Here is a 17,702-nt window from a genome sequence, read left to right on the forward strand (position 1 = left end):
TCCCCCTTCCGTATCTTTCAGCATCAAATAGAATAAGCTTTCTTACAAAGTCCCCATCCGCTTCGCCAGCTCCGACAAATCCTGCCCCTTCAGTGCGCCTTCCACTAGGGTAGGGAGCAACGCGGGCGTGCAGGCAAAACACGGCGTGCCATCGCGGGACAGCTGTTTCGCAAGTCCTTCGTCATAGAACGGCTGGCCTTTGTCCGACAAAGCCAACAGGCACATCGTGCGCACACCCGATTCCCGCATTTCACGCATTCGGCGTATAAGCCCGGACTGATTGCCGCCTTCATACAGATCCGAGATGATAATGAACAGCGTTTTCTTCGGCTCTTCAATAAATTGCTCACAATATTTGACCGACTTATGAATATCCGTACCGCCGCCAAGCTGAATGCCGAACAGCATATCAACGGGATCGTTAGCACATTGCTCAGTCAAATCCACAACCTCGGTATCAAACACCACTACTCTAGTATTTAGAGCCGGAATGCTTGCAAAAATCGAGCCTATAACCGAAGCCCAAATAATCGAATCGGCCATCGAGCCGCTCTGATCAATATCGATAATGACCGTCCATTCTCGGCTGCGCTGCGCCCTGTCAAAATAATAAAATTTCTCAGGAATGATTACCCGCCGCTCCGTATCATAATGCTTCAAATTCCGCTGAATGGTCCGCTTCCAGTCCAGCCCGCTAAGGGATGGCAGCGGCGAATGCTGTCTCTTGTTGAGTGCCCCCGTCACCGCGCGGCGAATATCGGTTTCCAGCAGCTTCACCAGCTCATCTACTACAGCTTTCACAAGCATTCGCGCCGTATCTTTGGTTTTCTCAGGGATTTTCCCCTTAAGCGAAAGCAGCGTGCCTACGAGCTGAATATCCGGCTTGACGGAGGCGAGCAGTTCCGGCTCGAACAGCAGCTGCTTCCAGCCTTTGCGTTCCATCGCATCATTTTGAATGATAGACACAACATCCTCTGGAAAAAACGACCTCACATCGCCGAGCCACTTGGACAGGTTAAGCGACCCGTGGCCCGCGCTTGACCCTCTTCCGGCTCCAGTGCCGGAGCCGCCCTTCGTACTGCCGGCCGTGCCGCTTTCATCATAAATGGCTGCCAGCGCCGCATCCATAATAAGCTCTTCTTCCGTAAGGGCAAGCCGCCCGTCCTCATTGCAGCTAGCCAATTGGCCCTCCGCTTCTTGCCCTAAAATCAGCCGCCAGCGCGATACTGTATTTTCTTTCCGATTGTCCTCCATACGCTAAAGGTCCTCAAAATCAAAATCATTCAGATCGTCCAGCATTTTTATCTCTTCCTCCATTAGCTCACCTGTTATAATTTCCGCCGCCTGCTCGCCGCTGACTCCCCACAGCTCGCCCAGCAGCTCGCCAATCATCGTCTTCTCCCTTGAAGAGAAGGAGCTGAAGGCTCTCCGCAAAAAGACAAGCGCCCGTTTAAACTCATCGTCCTGCAGCGAATTAATGTAATGGTTCAGCTGTTCCCACAAGCTTGTCCGTGAGAGCAGGCTGTAGCGATTGCGCATCGACAGCCCTTCAAACCAGCCTGCACCAAGATCAGCCGTAATGCCTGGGGACAGGCGCCGTGAAACTTCCGCAGCACACTGCTCAGCGGTAATCGCACCCCGTTCCATCAAGATAGCACAGGAGAAACCGGACAATTTAGGATTGCGGTCGTCCCGCTCCGATAAATGCAGCAGCTCCTGCACCCACAGCTGGTCATCAATAATTTCGCTATGATCCTGCGATATGCGGTTTAGCTCATTTATCGCCGTAATCATGCCGCCAGCTGCTTCATCATTGCAGCCCGAGCCATCCAGCAAATATAAGGAGCCGCGGTGGAACAGCTGCACAAGCAGCGGAATGAGCGGCTCCGTATCTACCTTGCGAATGTCGCCATAGCCAATAATCATCGCTAATTCCCGCGCTGCTGCTGCTATTTTCACGACATCGCGGCTGTCGGCGGCCAGCATCTGCAGCACCCTGCTGCCTTCCTCCATCTGCGAGGTCATGCCACAGCAGCCGGCAATATGAATGAGCGGCGAGGCTTCATCAATAGAGCGGCAGGCAAGAAGCTTCTCACGAAGCATATAAGCACAAGCCACTTCAATGGTTTCCCCAAGCAGCGTCGCTTCTACGACTTGAATTTCAGCTTCCGGCGACCACTGGATAAGCCAATTTTCCGCCCAGGTAGCTCCTTCCTGACCGCTTGGCTGGCTCTTTACAAACGATATGCCGAGCAGAAGCAGCCGGTGAAATAAAATGGAACGGTTTAAGTCCAAAAAAGCAGCTTCCGCAGAAGCGACCCTGCGATTTTCTCTGAGATCAAGCGTTAGGGTACTGGCGACCGTCGTCTTGTACTTTTCCAGCTTTAATCTTTTTAGCTGCCGATTCAAATCATCCTGAATAGGGGTTTGGCTTACGCCTTCTGCCAAGCTGCCTATAGCCGTTCCCACATCAACTCTAGCGAGCGCTTCTGCGACAGCAGATAACTCCCCGTGCCCCAGCAGCGTTTGTGCAGCATCATGGAGATCGCGCAAAGTCGGCGCGCTGCCATCATGCAGCGCAGCCAGAGACTCCGCCATCCGTACAGCTTCAATCACCTCAGCGGTAGAGCGGTGAGTGCCGCCGCTCCTTACCAATCTGGCAACCGAGGCGAGATAACGGTGAGGAAGATCATCCAGCGCTCCACGCTCCATCGCCTCCCACATCATTTGATAATAGTGGGGCGCATCATTTCCGGCACCATACCCCGACATTGTCGACAGCTTATAATAGGAGTAGGGCATTAGCGTATGCTTGGTGCTGCGGGAAGGCAGTCCCGCTGCCGCCTCATCGCTCATCGCCTCGGTCAAATTCGCTAAAGCAGCCGCATGATAGGCGCCGCAGACGACCACGATACGCTGTGGATGATGGCCGGCATCAATCGTTTCCTTGATCTGCCGCCGCATATAGGACTCGCGTAAAGCATTATAGGCATGCTCGGCCGGGCGCTCGCGCTGCTCCTTCTCCTCGCCAAGGGCTCTCATCTCCGCCGAAAATGCGAGAATGGCTTCCCGGTACGCGCCGGGATTGGCATTATGCTCAAAGCTGCGCTCCCAATACATATCATAATCGCTTTCACCAGCAAGCTCGGCAATTCGGTTGTAAATGGAACGTTTCTCTTCCCCTTCAGGTGCAGCAGAAGGCTCCTTTTCCTTTGATCTGAGCGCGTCCTGCAGCGCCAGCGTCACCGACGAAGGAAGGTCGATAAATGCCGCAGCCGCTCCATGCTCCTTAGCCCATTTCATCGCCTGAAACTCCGGCGAATAGACAGCAAAGGGCCATAACACCGTACGCACGGGCAGCTCTTCGGTAAAGGCTAATAGGGCTGCGGGCAATTCAGTAGCAGCATGTGTCAAGTGCTTGATCTCGCCAGTAGCATCGGAGGGCCCTTCAATAAGTACCGCCGTCGGCTGAACCTCATTCAGGTACTCCAGCAAATGCTTCGCCCCGCCAGGGGACAAATGACGCACTCCGAAAATAAACACCTGATCCTCAGCATTTACATTCACTCGTTCATCTCCTTGCAGGCTTGATACAAATTCCGCCACTCTGCTCCCCGCTTCTTCATGACGTTGTCCAAATATTCCTTCCAGACGAGCTTGTCCTTATCATCATCCTTGACGATCGCGCCCTGCAGCCCGGCCGCCAAGTCGCTATCGGTCAGCTCCCCGCTGCCAAAGCTCGCGGCCAGCGCCATGCTGTTGGTCAGCAGAGAGATCGCTTCCGCGGTCGAGATGACACCTGCTGGCGATTTCAGCTTCTCTTTCTTGTCGAGCGTCATGCCGCTGCGCAGCTCGCGGAAAATCGTAACGACCTTGAGCAGCGCCTCATCTGCTGGAAGAGAAGCCTCAAGCTCATAGGATGCCGCAATTTCGCCGACCCGTTTTTTCACTATTTCAAGCTCTGTTTCCAGATCCGATGGTGCCGGCAGCACAATAATGTTAAACCGCCGTTTGAGCGCCGCCGACATTTCGTTGACTCCGCGGTCCCGGGTATTGGCTGTCGCAATAATCGAGAAGCCTTTGCGGGCACTCGTTTCTTTTCCAAGCTCGGGTACCGATATCGTCTTCTCGGAAAGGATCGAAATGAGCGCATCCTGAACCTCCGACGCACAGCGGGAAATTTCTTCAAAGCGGGCAATGCCGCCATCCTCCATCGCCCTCATAATCGGGCTTTTCACAAGTGCCTCCGGCGTAGGCCCATTAGCCAGCAGCATGGCATAGTTCCAAGAATAGCGAACCTGCTCCTCACTCGTTCCGGCGGTTCCCTGCACGACGAGCCCGGAATTGCCATAGATGGCGGCCGCCAAATTTTCCGACAGCCATGATTTAGCGGTGCCCGGCTCGCCAATTAGCAGCAATGCGCGGTCCGTAACAAGCGTTGCAATCGCCATTTCAATTAAACGGGTATTGCCAATGTATTTGGGCGTAATGACCGTCTTGCCGGCTTTGCCGCCAATGATGAAGGTCAGCACCGAGCGGGGCGACATTTGCCAGCCTGCCGGAATTTTCCCTTTGTCTGCTTTGCGCAGCGCCTCCAGCTCGTGGCTGTATAAAACCTCCGCTGGAAGCCGCATCATATCCTGAAGCTGTTCTTGATCTGTACTCATTTGTCCATCTCCTTTAAGTTTCAATAGGCTGTTGAACCTTCAGCGTTAAGGCAGCCCTTATTTTCGCAATAAGCCGATTATTTCTTCCAGCTGCCGCGCACAGTCGTATCTATAGCTCGGAAGAATAGCTTCCAAGCGGTCTGCATAGCTCTTAGGGAAATGAAACATCAGATGGAACAGATAAACAGAGAAGCTGTATTGGCTCCTGTCCTTTGAATCCTCCAAAATCTCCATCAACAGCTCGAGGCGCCTAGCTTCTTCCACTCCGGCATGCTCCAAGCCTTTAAAAAGATGCACGCCTATTGTATTTAAGCTGCTTTTCTTCTTCTCCCTCCACTCTTGCAGGCTCTGCAGCAGAAATTCTTCTACCCTCTTGTGCCCAGGCCGTGCAAAAACAGCAATCAGCTCCCAATGCTTACGATCGATGAGCCAGTCCAGCCAGCGGTCATCCCAAGCTTCGACCAGTGGCGCTGACGTATTAATCTCCCCATTGTAATAGTCATAGTTGGCTACCATGTACTCCATCGTATCCAGCATCTGACGATCGCGAGCGCTCGATGCTTTGGTGACGGCCGATTTCAGCTCGCTCCCAGTAGAACCCACATAATGCATGTATAATTCCTCAGCAGGCAATAGACGCTTCGCCATGCGGAATGAATAAGGCAAATAACGATGATTTTTGTTATCCAGCTCCTGCAGCAGCCTTAATACTTCTGTGGAATTCGTTTGTTCCAAATATTGAGCAGCTTTGTCCAGCAGCGGAATCCAGCTTAAAGAGGTGAAGCGGTCCGCAACACGTACGATCTGATAAAAAAGCTCCTCAAGCTGCGGCATGCGCACATATTCGAACGCTCTCAAAAACGGCTCGATCTTTCCCCATGCTTTTTCGCTAGCCTTCTCATCCTTATTGTTCACAGGAGCCTGATCCAGCTCTGCCTTGAGCAGAGGAATAAGCCTTTCCGTCAACGGCTCAGATGGAAAGCGGTTGAGCGCCTCCGCCGCGAGCTCCTTGTCCTTTCCAGAAAATGCCGCAAATATACGCTCAATGCCCTGCGCAGAAGCTCCTGCGGCCAATGCGGCATAAGCCGCTTCCCGAATGAGCTTCTTTTTGTCCAGCGTCCAGCCTATTAAGGCATCGGTATATCCCTCATGAATGGCAAGACATTCGATGGCAGCGACCCTAATTTCATCTGTCCCATGCTCGGCCGCCTCATAGATAAGATCGAGCTCCGCTGCACCAGCCGCCTTATAAATAACACGAAGCTTGCGCACATCGCTTTTTCCGCCAGAACGATTAAAGCTCTGGATTAAATACGGAACTACAGCCGCGCCATAGGAGGGCAAAATTTTATCCATAGCAAATTCGGCCATTTCAGAATAGGGGTCCTCCAGTGCGCGAATCGCAAATGGAAAAAGTCGCAAATCGTTGAACAGCCCTTCAGCAAAAGCAGCGGTCACGATTTCGTAGCGGCCGCTGCCTGTCGTCGAAAGCGCCTTTTGCACCTCAGCCAGCTTGCGATAGGAGTAGCTTGTGGATAACGGAACGCCTCCGCCTGCGATATCCAAAACCTCGCCATCCACTGCCGTTTGGCCTTGCGTGTAAAGCACGGAGCCAAGCAGCGTGGCAAGCTCTTGCAGCTTCACGGAAGTTTCCGTTCCTTCGCCGGATTCAAGAAGCGCTGTAAGGCCTTCTCCCAATCTTTTAAAAATCGCTGCCCGTTCGCCTAGCTGCTGGAATTGCGGCTGAAGGCGCTTCAGGCGAAAATCTCCCGGAGCCAGATCGCTCCCGGCAATATAAAGCCTTCTTACCTCCTGATGAAGCTCTTGCAATAATGCTGTACTCATGGGCTGTCCCCCTAAAATTATGATAGAAGCTAGTATAAAAGCCGAGTTATGGCTTCACCCTTTATAATAGTCAGCGGCTGAGCAACAAGCCGCCCTTGGTCCATCCGGTGCTCAAACATGACCAGAACACAGCAGTCAATAAGCTGAGCGTCATTCAGGTAAGGCAGCAGGGATACGGTGCCTTGCGGCAGCGCTGAAATATCCTCGAGCACAAGCTGTCCTCCGGCTTCATCTATTAGCGCAAACTGCCCGCTTTCTGTTGTTCCGACTTTGGCGGCGTGCAGCAGTATAACGGGCGACTTGTCACTGAGCGGGTTTTTCAGCTGATTCTTTACGCTCTTGACAGCTTCCTGATAAGAAGTGATCGCCTTCGAAGAAACGTTCGCTAAATCAGCTGGTGCTACTGCTCTCGGCAGCATTTCCTCAAAACGCACCCGTACATTCATATCTCCTGGATACTTGTACAGGAAAGGCACCTGAGCGACTTCAAAAAAGCTGTCATCCTCGCGCATATGCTTTGCCGCTTTGTGAGGACGATATTGCACGGTGCGGTGAATTTCGCCGCTGTCCGCTTCAAGCCAATAGCCAATATCCACAAATTCTTGGCGGGCATCATCGTCATAGCTGTAGAAGGCCAGCTGCAGCAGCTCTGCTTTTTCCGTAACAAGGCCAAATTCCTTCAGTTCGGTCAACTGCCAGGCATGGCCCAGCCACTCCTCAATCGTTGACGTATGATCCAGCGCGAGCTCCGGGTCCTCCAGCTTGGAGAGCAAATAAGCTCGGCCTTTCTTAATAAAAGCATGCAGCGTAGTCAGTTGTTCCGCCGCATAGGTATAACTCGCTTCACGGTCACGTTCATCCGCAAGCAGCAGCGCAAACCGCCGCAGCTCAATCTGGGCGCCGGACAAATAATAGTTGCCCAATTGCTTGACGTGTTCCTGGATCGCTTTAAGCATTTTGCTGTCGATGGTGCCAAGACCGCTGCGAATAAGCGAAAGAATCAGCTTTTCCAGCACATCAAGCCCCTCAAGCTGGGCAGCTATTTTTTTCTTCAGCGCCGTCTTGTTCACCTTCTTCGGTTTAGGCGGCTCATCGCTATTTTCCTTTTGCGCTTTATTTTCAACGCGTTTTTCTGCTTTTTCGCGTTTGCTTATAATATCTTCAGGAATCGGCGCCACTTCAAAGGACAACCCGTCCGTGTAGGCATACAACAAGCCTAAGCCATGCTTGCAAGGAAATTGGCGGCTGGGGCATGTACAGCGAAAGGTCGGCTTCTCTGGGACGATAAAGTCAACCGAGCACTCATAGTTGGACTTGCCGCTGCCTGAGCATTGCCCAAACAATAGCTCCCCTGCCTCGGAACGATTTAATTGTACAAAGCTTTTTTTCTTAACGAGTCCTTGCCCGTTCTTAATAGCGGCAGCATTCGGAGCAAGCGAATCGACATAGGATGCTGAAATTTCAAGCAAAAAAGATTCCTCCCTACTCATTTCCTATAATTTACTTCACATTCTATTATAAGACATTTGCTATTATTTTTGATAGAGCACTAGAATCTGAATAAATCATCTATTTTAAAATATTTCGTTATAAAAATAGGTCTTTCTACACAGAAAATATTGTAATTAATCTATTTTTACTATTGTTCACGCTTTTCACGTCGGATTAGGCTCGCCGCCAGCAAGCCGATGCCGAGCACAAGCGCCAGTAGGAAGAAAGTTATGCGATAACTGCTTATTTTCATGAAAAATAACGAAAGCATCGGTCCAAAGCTGGTTCCCGCGAATAAAATAAACGTATAGACGGATACGGCGATCCCCCGCGATTTCCCGCCAAACTGCCCAATCAGCGACACAAGTGACGGGACAGCGAGTGCTATTCCAGCAACAAATATGACGCTCATTACGATTAATAAGGGCAGGCTGCGCGCGAACCCCAAGGATGCCAGTCCGGCAACCGCGAGCATGAGCCCGCCTTGCAGCACCGAACGGACGCCAAGCCGTTTCGCAAGCGCTCCTGCGAAAGGGGAAACGAGCATGCCGACTACTCCTATGGCACGTACGTAAAGCAGGTCCTGTTTGCCTAGTCCAAAAGCCGGTCCGCTTAAATAGCTGCCCAGCACCGTATACATGCTCACGAAGGACATAAGCAGCACAAAAGCGACGATGTAGCTTAGCACCAAATAAGGCTGCTTCCACACGGTTCCCATTTCCCGCAGCGGTGCCCAAACACTCGCATGCGCTTGCTGCGCATTCCCCTTCGGCAACAGCGACTGTACGAGCAGTGCTGTCACGGTATAGACAACCGCAAGCAGCATAAAGACGGCATTCCAGCCATAATGATCACTTATTAGACTGCTCATGACTTGACCAGCGATTCCCGCGACCAGAAAGCCGGTGCTAATAAAACCAATCGTCGTTACCCGTTTCTCTATCGGAAACATTTCCACAGCATATGCAAGTGCCACAGGCGAGAAGGTTGCAGCCGCAGCTCCCTGCAAACCTCTAAGCACAAGGAGCCATGGAAATTGGTCAACTAAACCAATCGCCAATGATAGCACCGTTAAAGCGGCCAGCCCGATAACAATAATCTTTTTGCGGCCATACTTTTCAGATATTGCCCCATACAGCAGACAGCCTATCGCAAAGCCGAGCGAAAAAATGCTGCCTGCGGCGGCAGCTTGGGTCAGCGTTACGCTAAAATGCTCCGCGAATAGAGACAACAGCGGCAAGGTAACATAGAGACTAGACATAACTGCCATACCGGACCAGCACAAAATCAAGGTCATTACGGAATAGTTCGCAGATCGAGCGGGTAGAGTGACAGATGAAGCATCTTTTTGTAACATACAGCACCTCTTTCAAAAAAATGATTTGATCCTTTATATGGGTTCGCTAATTTAATTAGATTATCTAACTATTATCATAAAAAAATTATCTTCCCACCCCCAGTCTCTTTTCGATGCTCGCATTCAGCTTTACCATTACCTTGTCAAAAACCTGCTGTTCTTCCGGCTCAAGCTCGATTAGCAAAGATGAACAGGTCGACCAAAACACCGGCAATATTCGGCTCACTAATGCGCGGCCCTCCGATGTAATGCTCACATGAATCATGCGGCGATCAATAGCGCTTTGTTCGCGGGCAATCCAGCTGCGCTTCTCCAGCCAATCCAGCAGAGCCGTTACCGAGGCTCTGCGAATGCCAAGCCGCTCAGCAAGCGCGGATGGCGTCACAAGCTCCCGGCCTTCATGCAGCGTTAGCAGCAGCAGCAGATCGAATTTGCTTTCGGTAATGCCAAATTCGGCTAAGTGGTTATCCATGACGTCCAAAATATGATCGCCCAGCCACAGCATAAGCAGTCCAACTGAAGCCGATTTCCGGTCCGTTTCCTGTGCAGCCGTAGCCTGCATGAGCTCCAGGTAGGGACTTGCTCCGAGCTTTGGCAGTTGCTCAGCCGTAAGATCCTTATTATTTTTTCTGGCCATTGCGTACCTCCGCCTTTGCGGCTGCCCTGGTATCTAGTTTTTGCAAGGCAACGATTATAGTTAGATAATCTAATTAAATTTAATTTACGCTATTTTTTGCAAAAAGGCAAGTCGTCTATGAAAAAATAAGCCTTGCCCCGCGGCAAGACTTACAAATCCAATTTATTACAGAAAAATATTAGATTCCCTTGCTACCTGAAGCGCTTGGACGCGATTGCTCACACCGAGCTTTCTGTATATGCTCTTAATGTGCCACTTTATCGTTTCGTTCGCATTGCCGAGCCTCGCGGCAATTTCCTTATTTGCCAAGCCGTCAGCAATGAGCCGCAGCACCCGTATTTCCTGCTCCGTCAAACTTACTTTCGACTGCTGCTCTTCTGGTTCTACATTCAAAGCAAGGAGCAGCATCTGTACATATTCCATCGTTACAACGGGCACCCGCTGCTCTATAGTCTCCTTAGCTGTATGCCTAGTCTGCGTATAAGCGGTGAGCAGCGCAGCCATCCTTTCGCCTTCATCAATGAAGCTGCGAACATAGCCTTGCGGCTCGGCAAGCCTCAGCGCATCCTCCAGATGGGCAAGCGCGGCATCCATTTTGCCTGTTTGCTCAACGATCAAGCTTTGCAAAATGATGCTTTTTATGCGGTCGCGCAGCCGATCCTCCTTGCTTAATAGATGGCTAAGCCGCTTCAGCAAATGCAGCGCATCCTCCGGCCTGCCGCAGGCGGCAAGCACTCTGGCCAATATGAGGTGCTCAGGCACACGGCTTAGCGACACCTCGTCTGTATGCAGCATGCCGCAATGATCGAGCCAGTTTTGCGCTTCTTGGATGAAGCCTTGCCGCAGAGCGAGACGAGCTTGCTCCGCCTCAATTCGCAAATGGAACAATACCGCATCGGGAGAATCGATATGCGACTTCAGCTGCACAAGCAGCCCCGTCGCCCGCTCGTTATTTCCCTTGGCCTGCTCGATTTGCGAAGCGCCCACCGCTAAATGAATCATAATTCGGGCAAAAGGCTTAATATCGGCGCGTGCAAGTGCCTGATTCGCATAAAACGAAGCTTCCTCCAGCCGATTCCATTCATAAAGCAATTTGCTGTACGACACATTGAGGAAGCCGATGAACGGATATTGTTTTTTATGCTGCCACGCTGTAATCCATCTCCGCAAAAAGGCATCCGCCGCATGAAGGTCGTTAATAAACGCCAAATGGTCATCAAAAGCATCATAGCCTTGGTAGCGATTGCGTCCCATCGTTTGAAAAAAGCTGCCCTCGGGCATGTACTGCTCCACTCGCTCCAAATAATCCGACGTCAAATTTAAATCTTTATGTAAATAGGAAACGATTGAGCAAAAGAAATAAATATTGCCCATCGCCCGCTTCCAATCCGCTTCGTTTAATTGCTCTTTCAGCGCTGCAAATCGAATTTGGGCTTGCTCTATTTTGCGAAAAGCAGCTTTCCATTCACCTACCCCAAGCAGGACTGAAATGTAAAACATTTCGACCATCGGCTTGTCTGCAAAGGCGCTCTCCGGCATGACGGACAGCCATCTATTTAATACAACGCTTTTGGTTTGCATAAAGGCTATCAGATTTTTTTCTATTAAACGTACGGCATCGTTATACTGCTGCCCTTGCAGAAAATGCTCAACCGCCTCCTGCTCAAGCCCCCGGCTCTCCAGCCACTGGGCGGCACGAATATGTGCTTGCCGTTTTTTAACCGGTGCGTTCCTCAACAGCTGCTGCTGCAAAAAATCCGAAAGCAAATGATGATACCGATACCAGCCGCGCTGATCGTCCAGCGGAATTATAAATAAATTCAAACGTTCGATTTTTTCCAATTGCTCCTGGCTGTTGGCAAAGCCGGTTACCGCCTCGCATATCGAAGCATTTAATCGTTGTAAAATAGACGTTTCAAGCAAAAAATCACGCAGCTGAATTGGCAGTTGACTAAATACTTCTTCCAGCAAATAGTCGGAAATATGGTGATGCCCCTTAAACTGCTCAATCGATTCCGATATGTTGCGGCTCTGCTTCAAGGAAATGGCAGCCAGCTGCAATCCGCTGATCCAGCCCTCTGTCTGAAGACACAGCAATGCCACCTGTTCTTTCGTTAAATGCAGCTCCGTCATATCCCGAAAAAAAACAAACCCTTCCTCCAGCTCGAACCGCAAATCATGCATCTTGATTTGATGATATTCGCCTTTCGCCCGCAGCCTTGCTGTAGGAATGGACAGCTCATTTCGGCTAGCGATATATATATGAATGTGAGCAGGAAGATGCTCCAGCAAATAAATGAAAGAATGCTGAATGGCAGGCAGTTCAATAGAATGGAAATCATCAAGAACGATGACTAGCTCGCCTTCCAGTGCAGCCAGTTCATCCAGCAGCATGCCCATCGCAGGCTCTGCAGACACCGCTGGCCCTTTGTCGATTAAGGATCGAAGCAAAGGAGCAAAACCAGCCATACGGGCCTGAATGGAAGCAACCACATAGCTCCAAAATGTAATCCAGTCATTGTCATGCACATCCAATGAAACCCATGCCACTGGCGAGCTGCATCCTTTTGCCCAACCGCTTAAGGCTGTCGTTTTCCCATAGCCAGCTTGGGCTGAAACGACGGTCAGCTTCGCTTTCATTCCCTCGTCAAGCTTGCTCATCAGCTTCGGCCGAAAGACCAAAGAGCTGCGAATGGGAGGAACATGAAGTTTAATGCTTGCCATTACTGATGGACACCTCCGAAAATGCCTATGTATCTATACTCATTATTTCAGACCACCCCCTAGTATAGCAGAAAATCGGGCAATAAAAATACGGCCCATACTGTTTGACCAGTATCCACCGTATTTGAATGGTTAACCTATGAAATAACAAGTGTTGAGGTTTCCCACAGATGGACAGCGCCTCCCAGCGGAAGCGTTGCCGCCATCTGTAGTATAGGCTGGCACCATTGGAGCTTGGCAGCTCGGCTGATGCCTTGAGAGGCAAATTGCGTCTTTTTGTGTCACTGAAAAAAACAGTACTGTATGCTTGTTTATCATAATATGAAGCAAGCAATAAGAAAATCCCCCATTTGGGGGGGTCAGCTCATTTCTTGAAACAGCTGCTTCGCTACCTGTATTGCAGCTGCGGCACGCGGCCAGCCCGCGTAAAAGGCAAGATGGGTTAATGCCTCCACGATCTGCTCCTCCGTCAAGCCATGCTGCTGCCCTAGACGAATATGGAAGGGCAGCTGCTCCGTCGATCCGCCCGCCACTAATGCGGATATCGTGAGCAGGCTGCGATCCCGAAGCGACAGCTGCTCTCTTTTCCAAACCTCTCCGAAGAGCACTTCCTCTGAATATTGGACAAATGCGGGTGCAATATCCCCGAACGTCTGCCGAACGTTTGAAGCAATCGTATCTTGAGGCGCAATCATTTGCGCGATTCCACTGCCGAATGTCCAATCCGCAAGCTCCGTCCCGACGAGCATAATGAATACATCTTCCTCTCGAATGGCTAGCTCGCTTGCCAAACGCTGCGCTACCCTTTTATAAAAATGCTGCTTCTGCAACGTGCTTCTTCCCGATTTCAAAGTAATTTGGATATAGAGCAGTTCATCGGTTCGCCTTATGTTTAAATAATGGGGACTATAATAAAACTCGCCCGCTCGATGCCCATGGAATACTTGGAAAAAATCGTCCTCCGGCACATGGAAATGCTCCATCAGTGCGTGCATAATGACTTGGCTAATAGCCGACAATTGCGGCTCATCATATTTATTTTCCAAATAACTGACTCTGACGAATGGCATGCTGGCTTCCTCCTTCCATTGAATGTCCTCATTGTACGCCTTCCTCATTTATTTGTATAATTGAATATAATTATGTTCTTGTTCAATTTTATCGAACGATATGATGAGCGATAAACAAGGAGCTGTTCAGCATGGATTTGAAGGAATTAACGACGTTTCAAACGATTGTTCAAGAAGGCAACTTTTCCAAAGCCGCCCTCAAGCTACATTATGCCCAGTCTACTGTCACGAGTCAGGTACAGCGGCTGGAGAAGGAGCTTGGCATTCAGCTGTTCAATCGGGGCTGGGATGCCGAGCTTACGGCCGCAGGGCAGCTGTTCGCCGCCGAGGTAGACAAGCTGATTGGACATTGGCATTATGTAGCGGAGCAGGCAAAGGCTTTGCAGCAGGAGGAGATTGGGACAGTCAGCATAGGAGCGTTAGAATCGCTTGCAAAGCAGGTACTGCCTGCTTCACTCCGGCGGTTTCAGGTGCTTAAGCCCCGTGTTTCCTGCCATTTTGTTATCGGCAACACCGATACTTTGTCTCGCGCAGTGCTGCAAGGCAGGCTAGACTTTGCCATTTGTGGGGAACCTGCTGATTCGGCTGCCTTTCGCTTTGAGCCCTTATTTGAAGAGAGAATCGCTTTTGTGGCAGCTAACGACCATCCGCTTGCGAGCAGGAAAGGCATAGATTTTGCAGAGCTGCTTGCTTATCCTCTCCTTATTGGAGGAGCTACATGCCTATATTATTTGCGATTATCCAAACAGTTTTCACGCTATGACGATGCTCCTCTCCTGCATACGATCAGCCAAATTTCTGCCATTCCGGCATTTATCCAGCAGACAGCCGCTATAGGCGTTGTTCTTGCTTCGACACAGCTGGCACCGAATCTTGTTGCCCTTGATGTACAGCTCAAGGATGCTTCCATTCCCATTGGCCTGCTGCAGCTGCGCAATGAGGCCTATGCGTCCACATCGAAGCATCAATTGATGCAGTTTATTAAAGAGGAGCTGTCACTTGCTTAAAGTAAGCTTATAGGTTTATGATAGTCGTATTAATGGCTTAATCACCTATAATTATTAGGAAAAAATTTATAATACTTATAAATGCATTGCTTACATTAGTTGAAACTTTTAATTTAAAGGAGGCATTTTTCATGGATCATGTGGATAAACAAATTTTATTCCATTTGCAAAATCAAGCGAGAATTTCCATGACGGAGCTTGGCAAAAGTGTGGGCCTGTCTCAACCCGCTGTAACAGAAAGAGTCAGACGGCTGGAGGAAAAAGGCATTATCGAGGAATATCGTACGATCATTTCTCCGGAAAAAATCGGCAAGCAATCCATCGCCTATATGCTGTTTCAGACGCGGGATTGCCATGCCTTTCTTGATTTTGTCCATTCCTCTTCCGATGTTATGGAGTGCCACCGCATCAGCGGCCAGCACAATTACTTATTGAAAGTGCTGACCGACTCCACCCACTCCCTTGAAGAGTTCGGCAATCAATGTGATAAATATGGTACGTATACGATTTTAATTGTGATGTCGTCACCCATTGACCATAGGCAGCTTATCCCCTCCCTTGCGGAAGCACCTTACCTCACCGATTTAGGCTGATGCTCATACAGCTCAGCTTCTATTCGCACGAAAACCATGCTCCTTGGCAAACCACGCAATGAGCAGAGCAGCGATTACCAACAGGAACAGTACCCATGGAAAGGAAATTACACCAAGCGTTTCAAGCAAAATCGCACCGATTAATCCGCCCCCGCCAATCGCCAAATTCCAGGCCGTCACCAGCATCGATTGCGCCACATCTGCATGATCGCCAGCGGCTTCGGCCACCGCTGTCTGCAGCAGCGTCGCCGCCCCGCCAAAGGTCAACCCCCACAAAGCAATGGCTGCATAGACGAGCATAGGCTGGCTGCTGCCTATGCCCAGCAGGACGGATGCGATGGCGAAACCCGCGAGGCTTATGATGACCAAAGCCCGCTGCATGCGGTCAATTAACAGGCCAATGAATAAGATGCCCGCAACCGATGTCACTCCAAAAACAAGCAAAACGACATCTACGCGTTCCACAAGCCCGATCACAGCCAAAAAAGGCGCTATATACGTATAAAGAATGTTGTGTGCAAGCACCCAGGCCAGGACAACGGCTAAGACGGGCCTTACTCCTTGGATAATAAATACGTTGTAGAGGGAGCGTCTCTTGGCTGAAGCTTGCCCTGCAAAGTCCGGCATCTTCCACATGATCCATAAGATGAGCAGCACAGCAAGCAGCGACATCATTCCAAAAACAAACCGCCAGCCCGCAAACACACCAAGGAAAGTACCCGCAGGAACACCAAGTGCAAGCGCGATCGGTGCCCCAAGCATCGCTATAGCCATTGCGCGGCCCTTCAGTGCATCAGGCACCATGCGGCGAGCATAGCCAGCTGACATGCCCCATAATATGCCGGAGCTTACTCCCGCCATAAAACGGGCAATTATCGTCAGCCCATAACTGGAGGAAAACGCCGTTACGCTGTTGAACAACAGAAAGCCGACCATACATAGCAGCAGCAGAGGACGCCTGCGCCAGCTGCTCGTAGCCGCAGTCAAAGGAATAGCTGTCAATAAGGTACCCAGCGCGTACGCAGTGACCAGTTGACCCGCTAGCGCCTCTGAAATGTGCAGCCCCTCCCCAATTTGCGGCAGCAGGCCCGCGGGAATCGTCTCCGTCAAAATACATATAAACCCTGCCATAGCGAGCGCTAATAATGCGGCCCAAGGCAGACGATTAGATGCTCGGGCAATGGCTTCTGCACTGCGAGCAGAAGCATGATGATGCTTGTTCAATGTAAAACCACTCCCTAAATAAAATGTGAACTTGCCAGCAAAGCCATCCATCGTTTTGCTGCTTTAAGTTTACATAAATAGGAACGTGGTTTACATGAGTTGAACAAGGCAGATAAGTCATTTTTCAATGGAATTGCATGTAGATGTTCATCTCTACCGTTAATTTAAAAGTTCAATGCTTCCACAGTGGTAGACGAGCTAAGAGTTAAGCGGATCCACGACTTTCGTCGGGCTCCGCCACCTGCTGCAGTCTGTTCCAAATCACGGCAACCTCCTGTACAATATAGCCAAATCTGTTGTAGGAGCGAATGACAATGAATTACGAACATAACGTGCACAAAGAAATCGCCGCTTGGGAGCGCCAGTTTTTCAAACCGCCCGGATGGCTGGAGAAAACATCAAAGACGATCGGAAAGCGAATTAACGACTTAATTCCACCCAAGGTGCACAACGTCATTACAGCCACTATAAAGTCGATCGTGCGTACAGCGCTGTTCGGCGCGGAATATACTCCTAAGAGATCGGTGCTGCAAGGCCTTTCTCTAGAGCTCGCTGATCAAGAAGCGAAACAATTGTTTTCCTTATATCAAAAAATTGCGACCGCCGAAGGAGCAGGCACCGGAGCGGGTGGTATTGCGCTTAGCATTGTGGACTTCCCTGCGTTAATTGCAATCAAGATGAAATTTTTGTTTGAACTGGCACATGTCTATGGGTATGATACGAAGCAGTTTTCCGAGCGAGTTTTCATTCTTAAAGTATTCCAAATGGCATTCTCCGGAGCCGAGCAACGTGCCAAGCTGTTACACTCGATTAAATGCTGGGATACTGAAAAAGAATTGTTCTTCTCGGAAACCGAATACTCCAAAAACATGGACTGGGAGACGTTCCAGAAGGAATACCGCGACTCCATCGACTTTCGGAAAATGCTGCAAATGGTGCCGGGGATTGGAGCAGTGGCGGGCGCTTGGGCGAATTACACCATTCTCGAGGAGCTAGGAGAAGCCGCAATGAATGCTTATCGGTTGCGAAGATTGAACGAGGGCTCTTGAAGCTTCGGGCTAATCGCCACCGTCGCAGCCGATCATAT

The 17,702-nt window shown here is 50.3% G+C and carries 13 protein-coding genes; 3 read left to right on the forward strand and 10 right to left on the reverse strand.

Going from position 1 to position 17,702, the window contains the following annotated elements; genetic code table 11:
- Positions 1-42: 42 nt before the first annotated feature.
- From ACSR9A_RS01400 to ACSR9A_RS01440, 9 genes are all read right to left on the reverse strand, one after another.
- A complete protein-coding gene (locus tag ACSR9A_RS01400; RefSeq protein WP_473755233.1) occupies positions 43-1,254 on the reverse strand; it encodes a VWA domain-containing protein in 1,212 nt (403 codons plus the stop codon).
- A 3-nt stretch (positions 1,255-1,257) separates the two neighbouring features.
- On the reverse strand, positions 1,258-3,567 hold the full coding sequence (locus ACSR9A_RS01405) for a DUF5682 family protein (RefSeq protein WP_473755234.1): 2,310 nt from the start codon (positions 3,565-3,567) through the stop codon (positions 1,258-1,260).
- On the reverse strand, positions 3,564-4,667 hold the full coding sequence (locus ACSR9A_RS01410) for an ATP-binding protein (RefSeq protein WP_473755235.1): 1,104 nt from the start codon (positions 4,665-4,667) through the stop codon (positions 3,564-3,566). The genes ACSR9A_RS01405 and ACSR9A_RS01410 overlap by 4 nt, the downstream gene beginning before the upstream one ends.
- A gap of 57 nt (positions 4,668-4,724) precedes the next feature.
- On the reverse strand, positions 4,725-6,512 hold the full coding sequence (locus ACSR9A_RS01415; RefSeq protein WP_473755236.1) for a HEAT repeat domain-containing protein: 1,788 nt from the start codon (positions 6,510-6,512) through the stop codon (positions 4,725-4,727).
- Between the two features lie 29 nt (positions 6,513-6,541).
- A complete protein-coding gene (locus ACSR9A_RS01420) occupies positions 6,542-7,981 on the reverse strand; it encodes an SWIM zinc finger family protein (protein ID WP_473755237.1) in 1,440 nt (479 codons plus the stop codon).
- Positions 7,982-8,151: 170 nt separating this feature from the next.
- Positions 8,152-9,360 carry an MFS transporter gene (locus tag ACSR9A_RS01425; RefSeq protein ID WP_473755238.1) on the reverse strand — a complete coding sequence of 403 codons (1,209 nt, stop codon included), beginning with the start codon at positions 9,358-9,360 and terminating at the stop codon, positions 8,152-8,154.
- Between the two features lie 85 nt (positions 9,361-9,445).
- Complete coding sequence (locus tag ACSR9A_RS01430) at positions 9,446-9,997, reverse strand: MarR family winged helix-turn-helix transcriptional regulator (RefSeq protein ID WP_473755239.1); 552 nt, start codon at positions 9,995-9,997, stop codon at positions 9,446-9,448.
- Positions 9,998-10,162: 165 nt separating this feature from the next.
- Entirely contained in the window at positions 10,163-12,721 is a 2,559-nt protein-coding gene (locus tag ACSR9A_RS01435) for a winged helix-turn-helix domain-containing protein (protein WP_473755240.1), read from the reverse strand.
- A 359-nt stretch (positions 12,722-13,080) separates the two neighbouring features.
- A complete protein-coding gene (locus ACSR9A_RS01440) occupies positions 13,081-13,791 on the reverse strand; it encodes a tautomerase family protein (RefSeq protein WP_473755241.1) in 711 nt (236 codons plus the stop codon).
- Between the two features lie 131 nt (positions 13,792-13,922).
- On the opposite strand from ACSR9A_RS01440, the gene ACSR9A_RS01445 reads away from it, so the two are divergent.
- Complete coding sequence (locus ACSR9A_RS01445) at positions 13,923-14,798, forward strand: LysR family transcriptional regulator (protein WP_473755242.1); 876 nt, start codon at positions 13,923-13,925, stop codon at positions 14,796-14,798.
- Positions 14,799-14,929: 131 nt separating this feature from the next.
- Complete coding sequence (locus ACSR9A_RS01450; protein ID WP_473755243.1) at positions 14,930-15,391, forward strand: Lrp/AsnC family transcriptional regulator; 462 nt, start codon at positions 14,930-14,932, stop codon at positions 15,389-15,391.
- A gap of 12 nt (positions 15,392-15,403) precedes the next feature.
- Here ACSR9A_RS01450 and ACSR9A_RS01455 read toward each other — a convergent pair whose 3' ends face one another.
- A complete protein-coding gene (locus ACSR9A_RS01455) occupies positions 15,404-16,615 on the reverse strand; it encodes an MFS transporter (RefSeq protein WP_473755244.1) in 1,212 nt (403 codons plus the stop codon).
- A gap of 314 nt (positions 16,616-16,929) precedes the next feature.
- On the opposite strand from ACSR9A_RS01455, the gene ACSR9A_RS01460 reads away from it, so the two are divergent.
- A complete protein-coding gene (locus tag ACSR9A_RS01460; RefSeq protein WP_473755245.1) occupies positions 16,930-17,664 on the forward strand; it encodes an EcsC family protein in 735 nt (244 codons plus the stop codon).
- Positions 17,665-17,702 lie beyond the last annotated feature (38 nt).

It is taken from the genome of Paenibacillus sp. R-74696 (assembly GCF_055814915.1).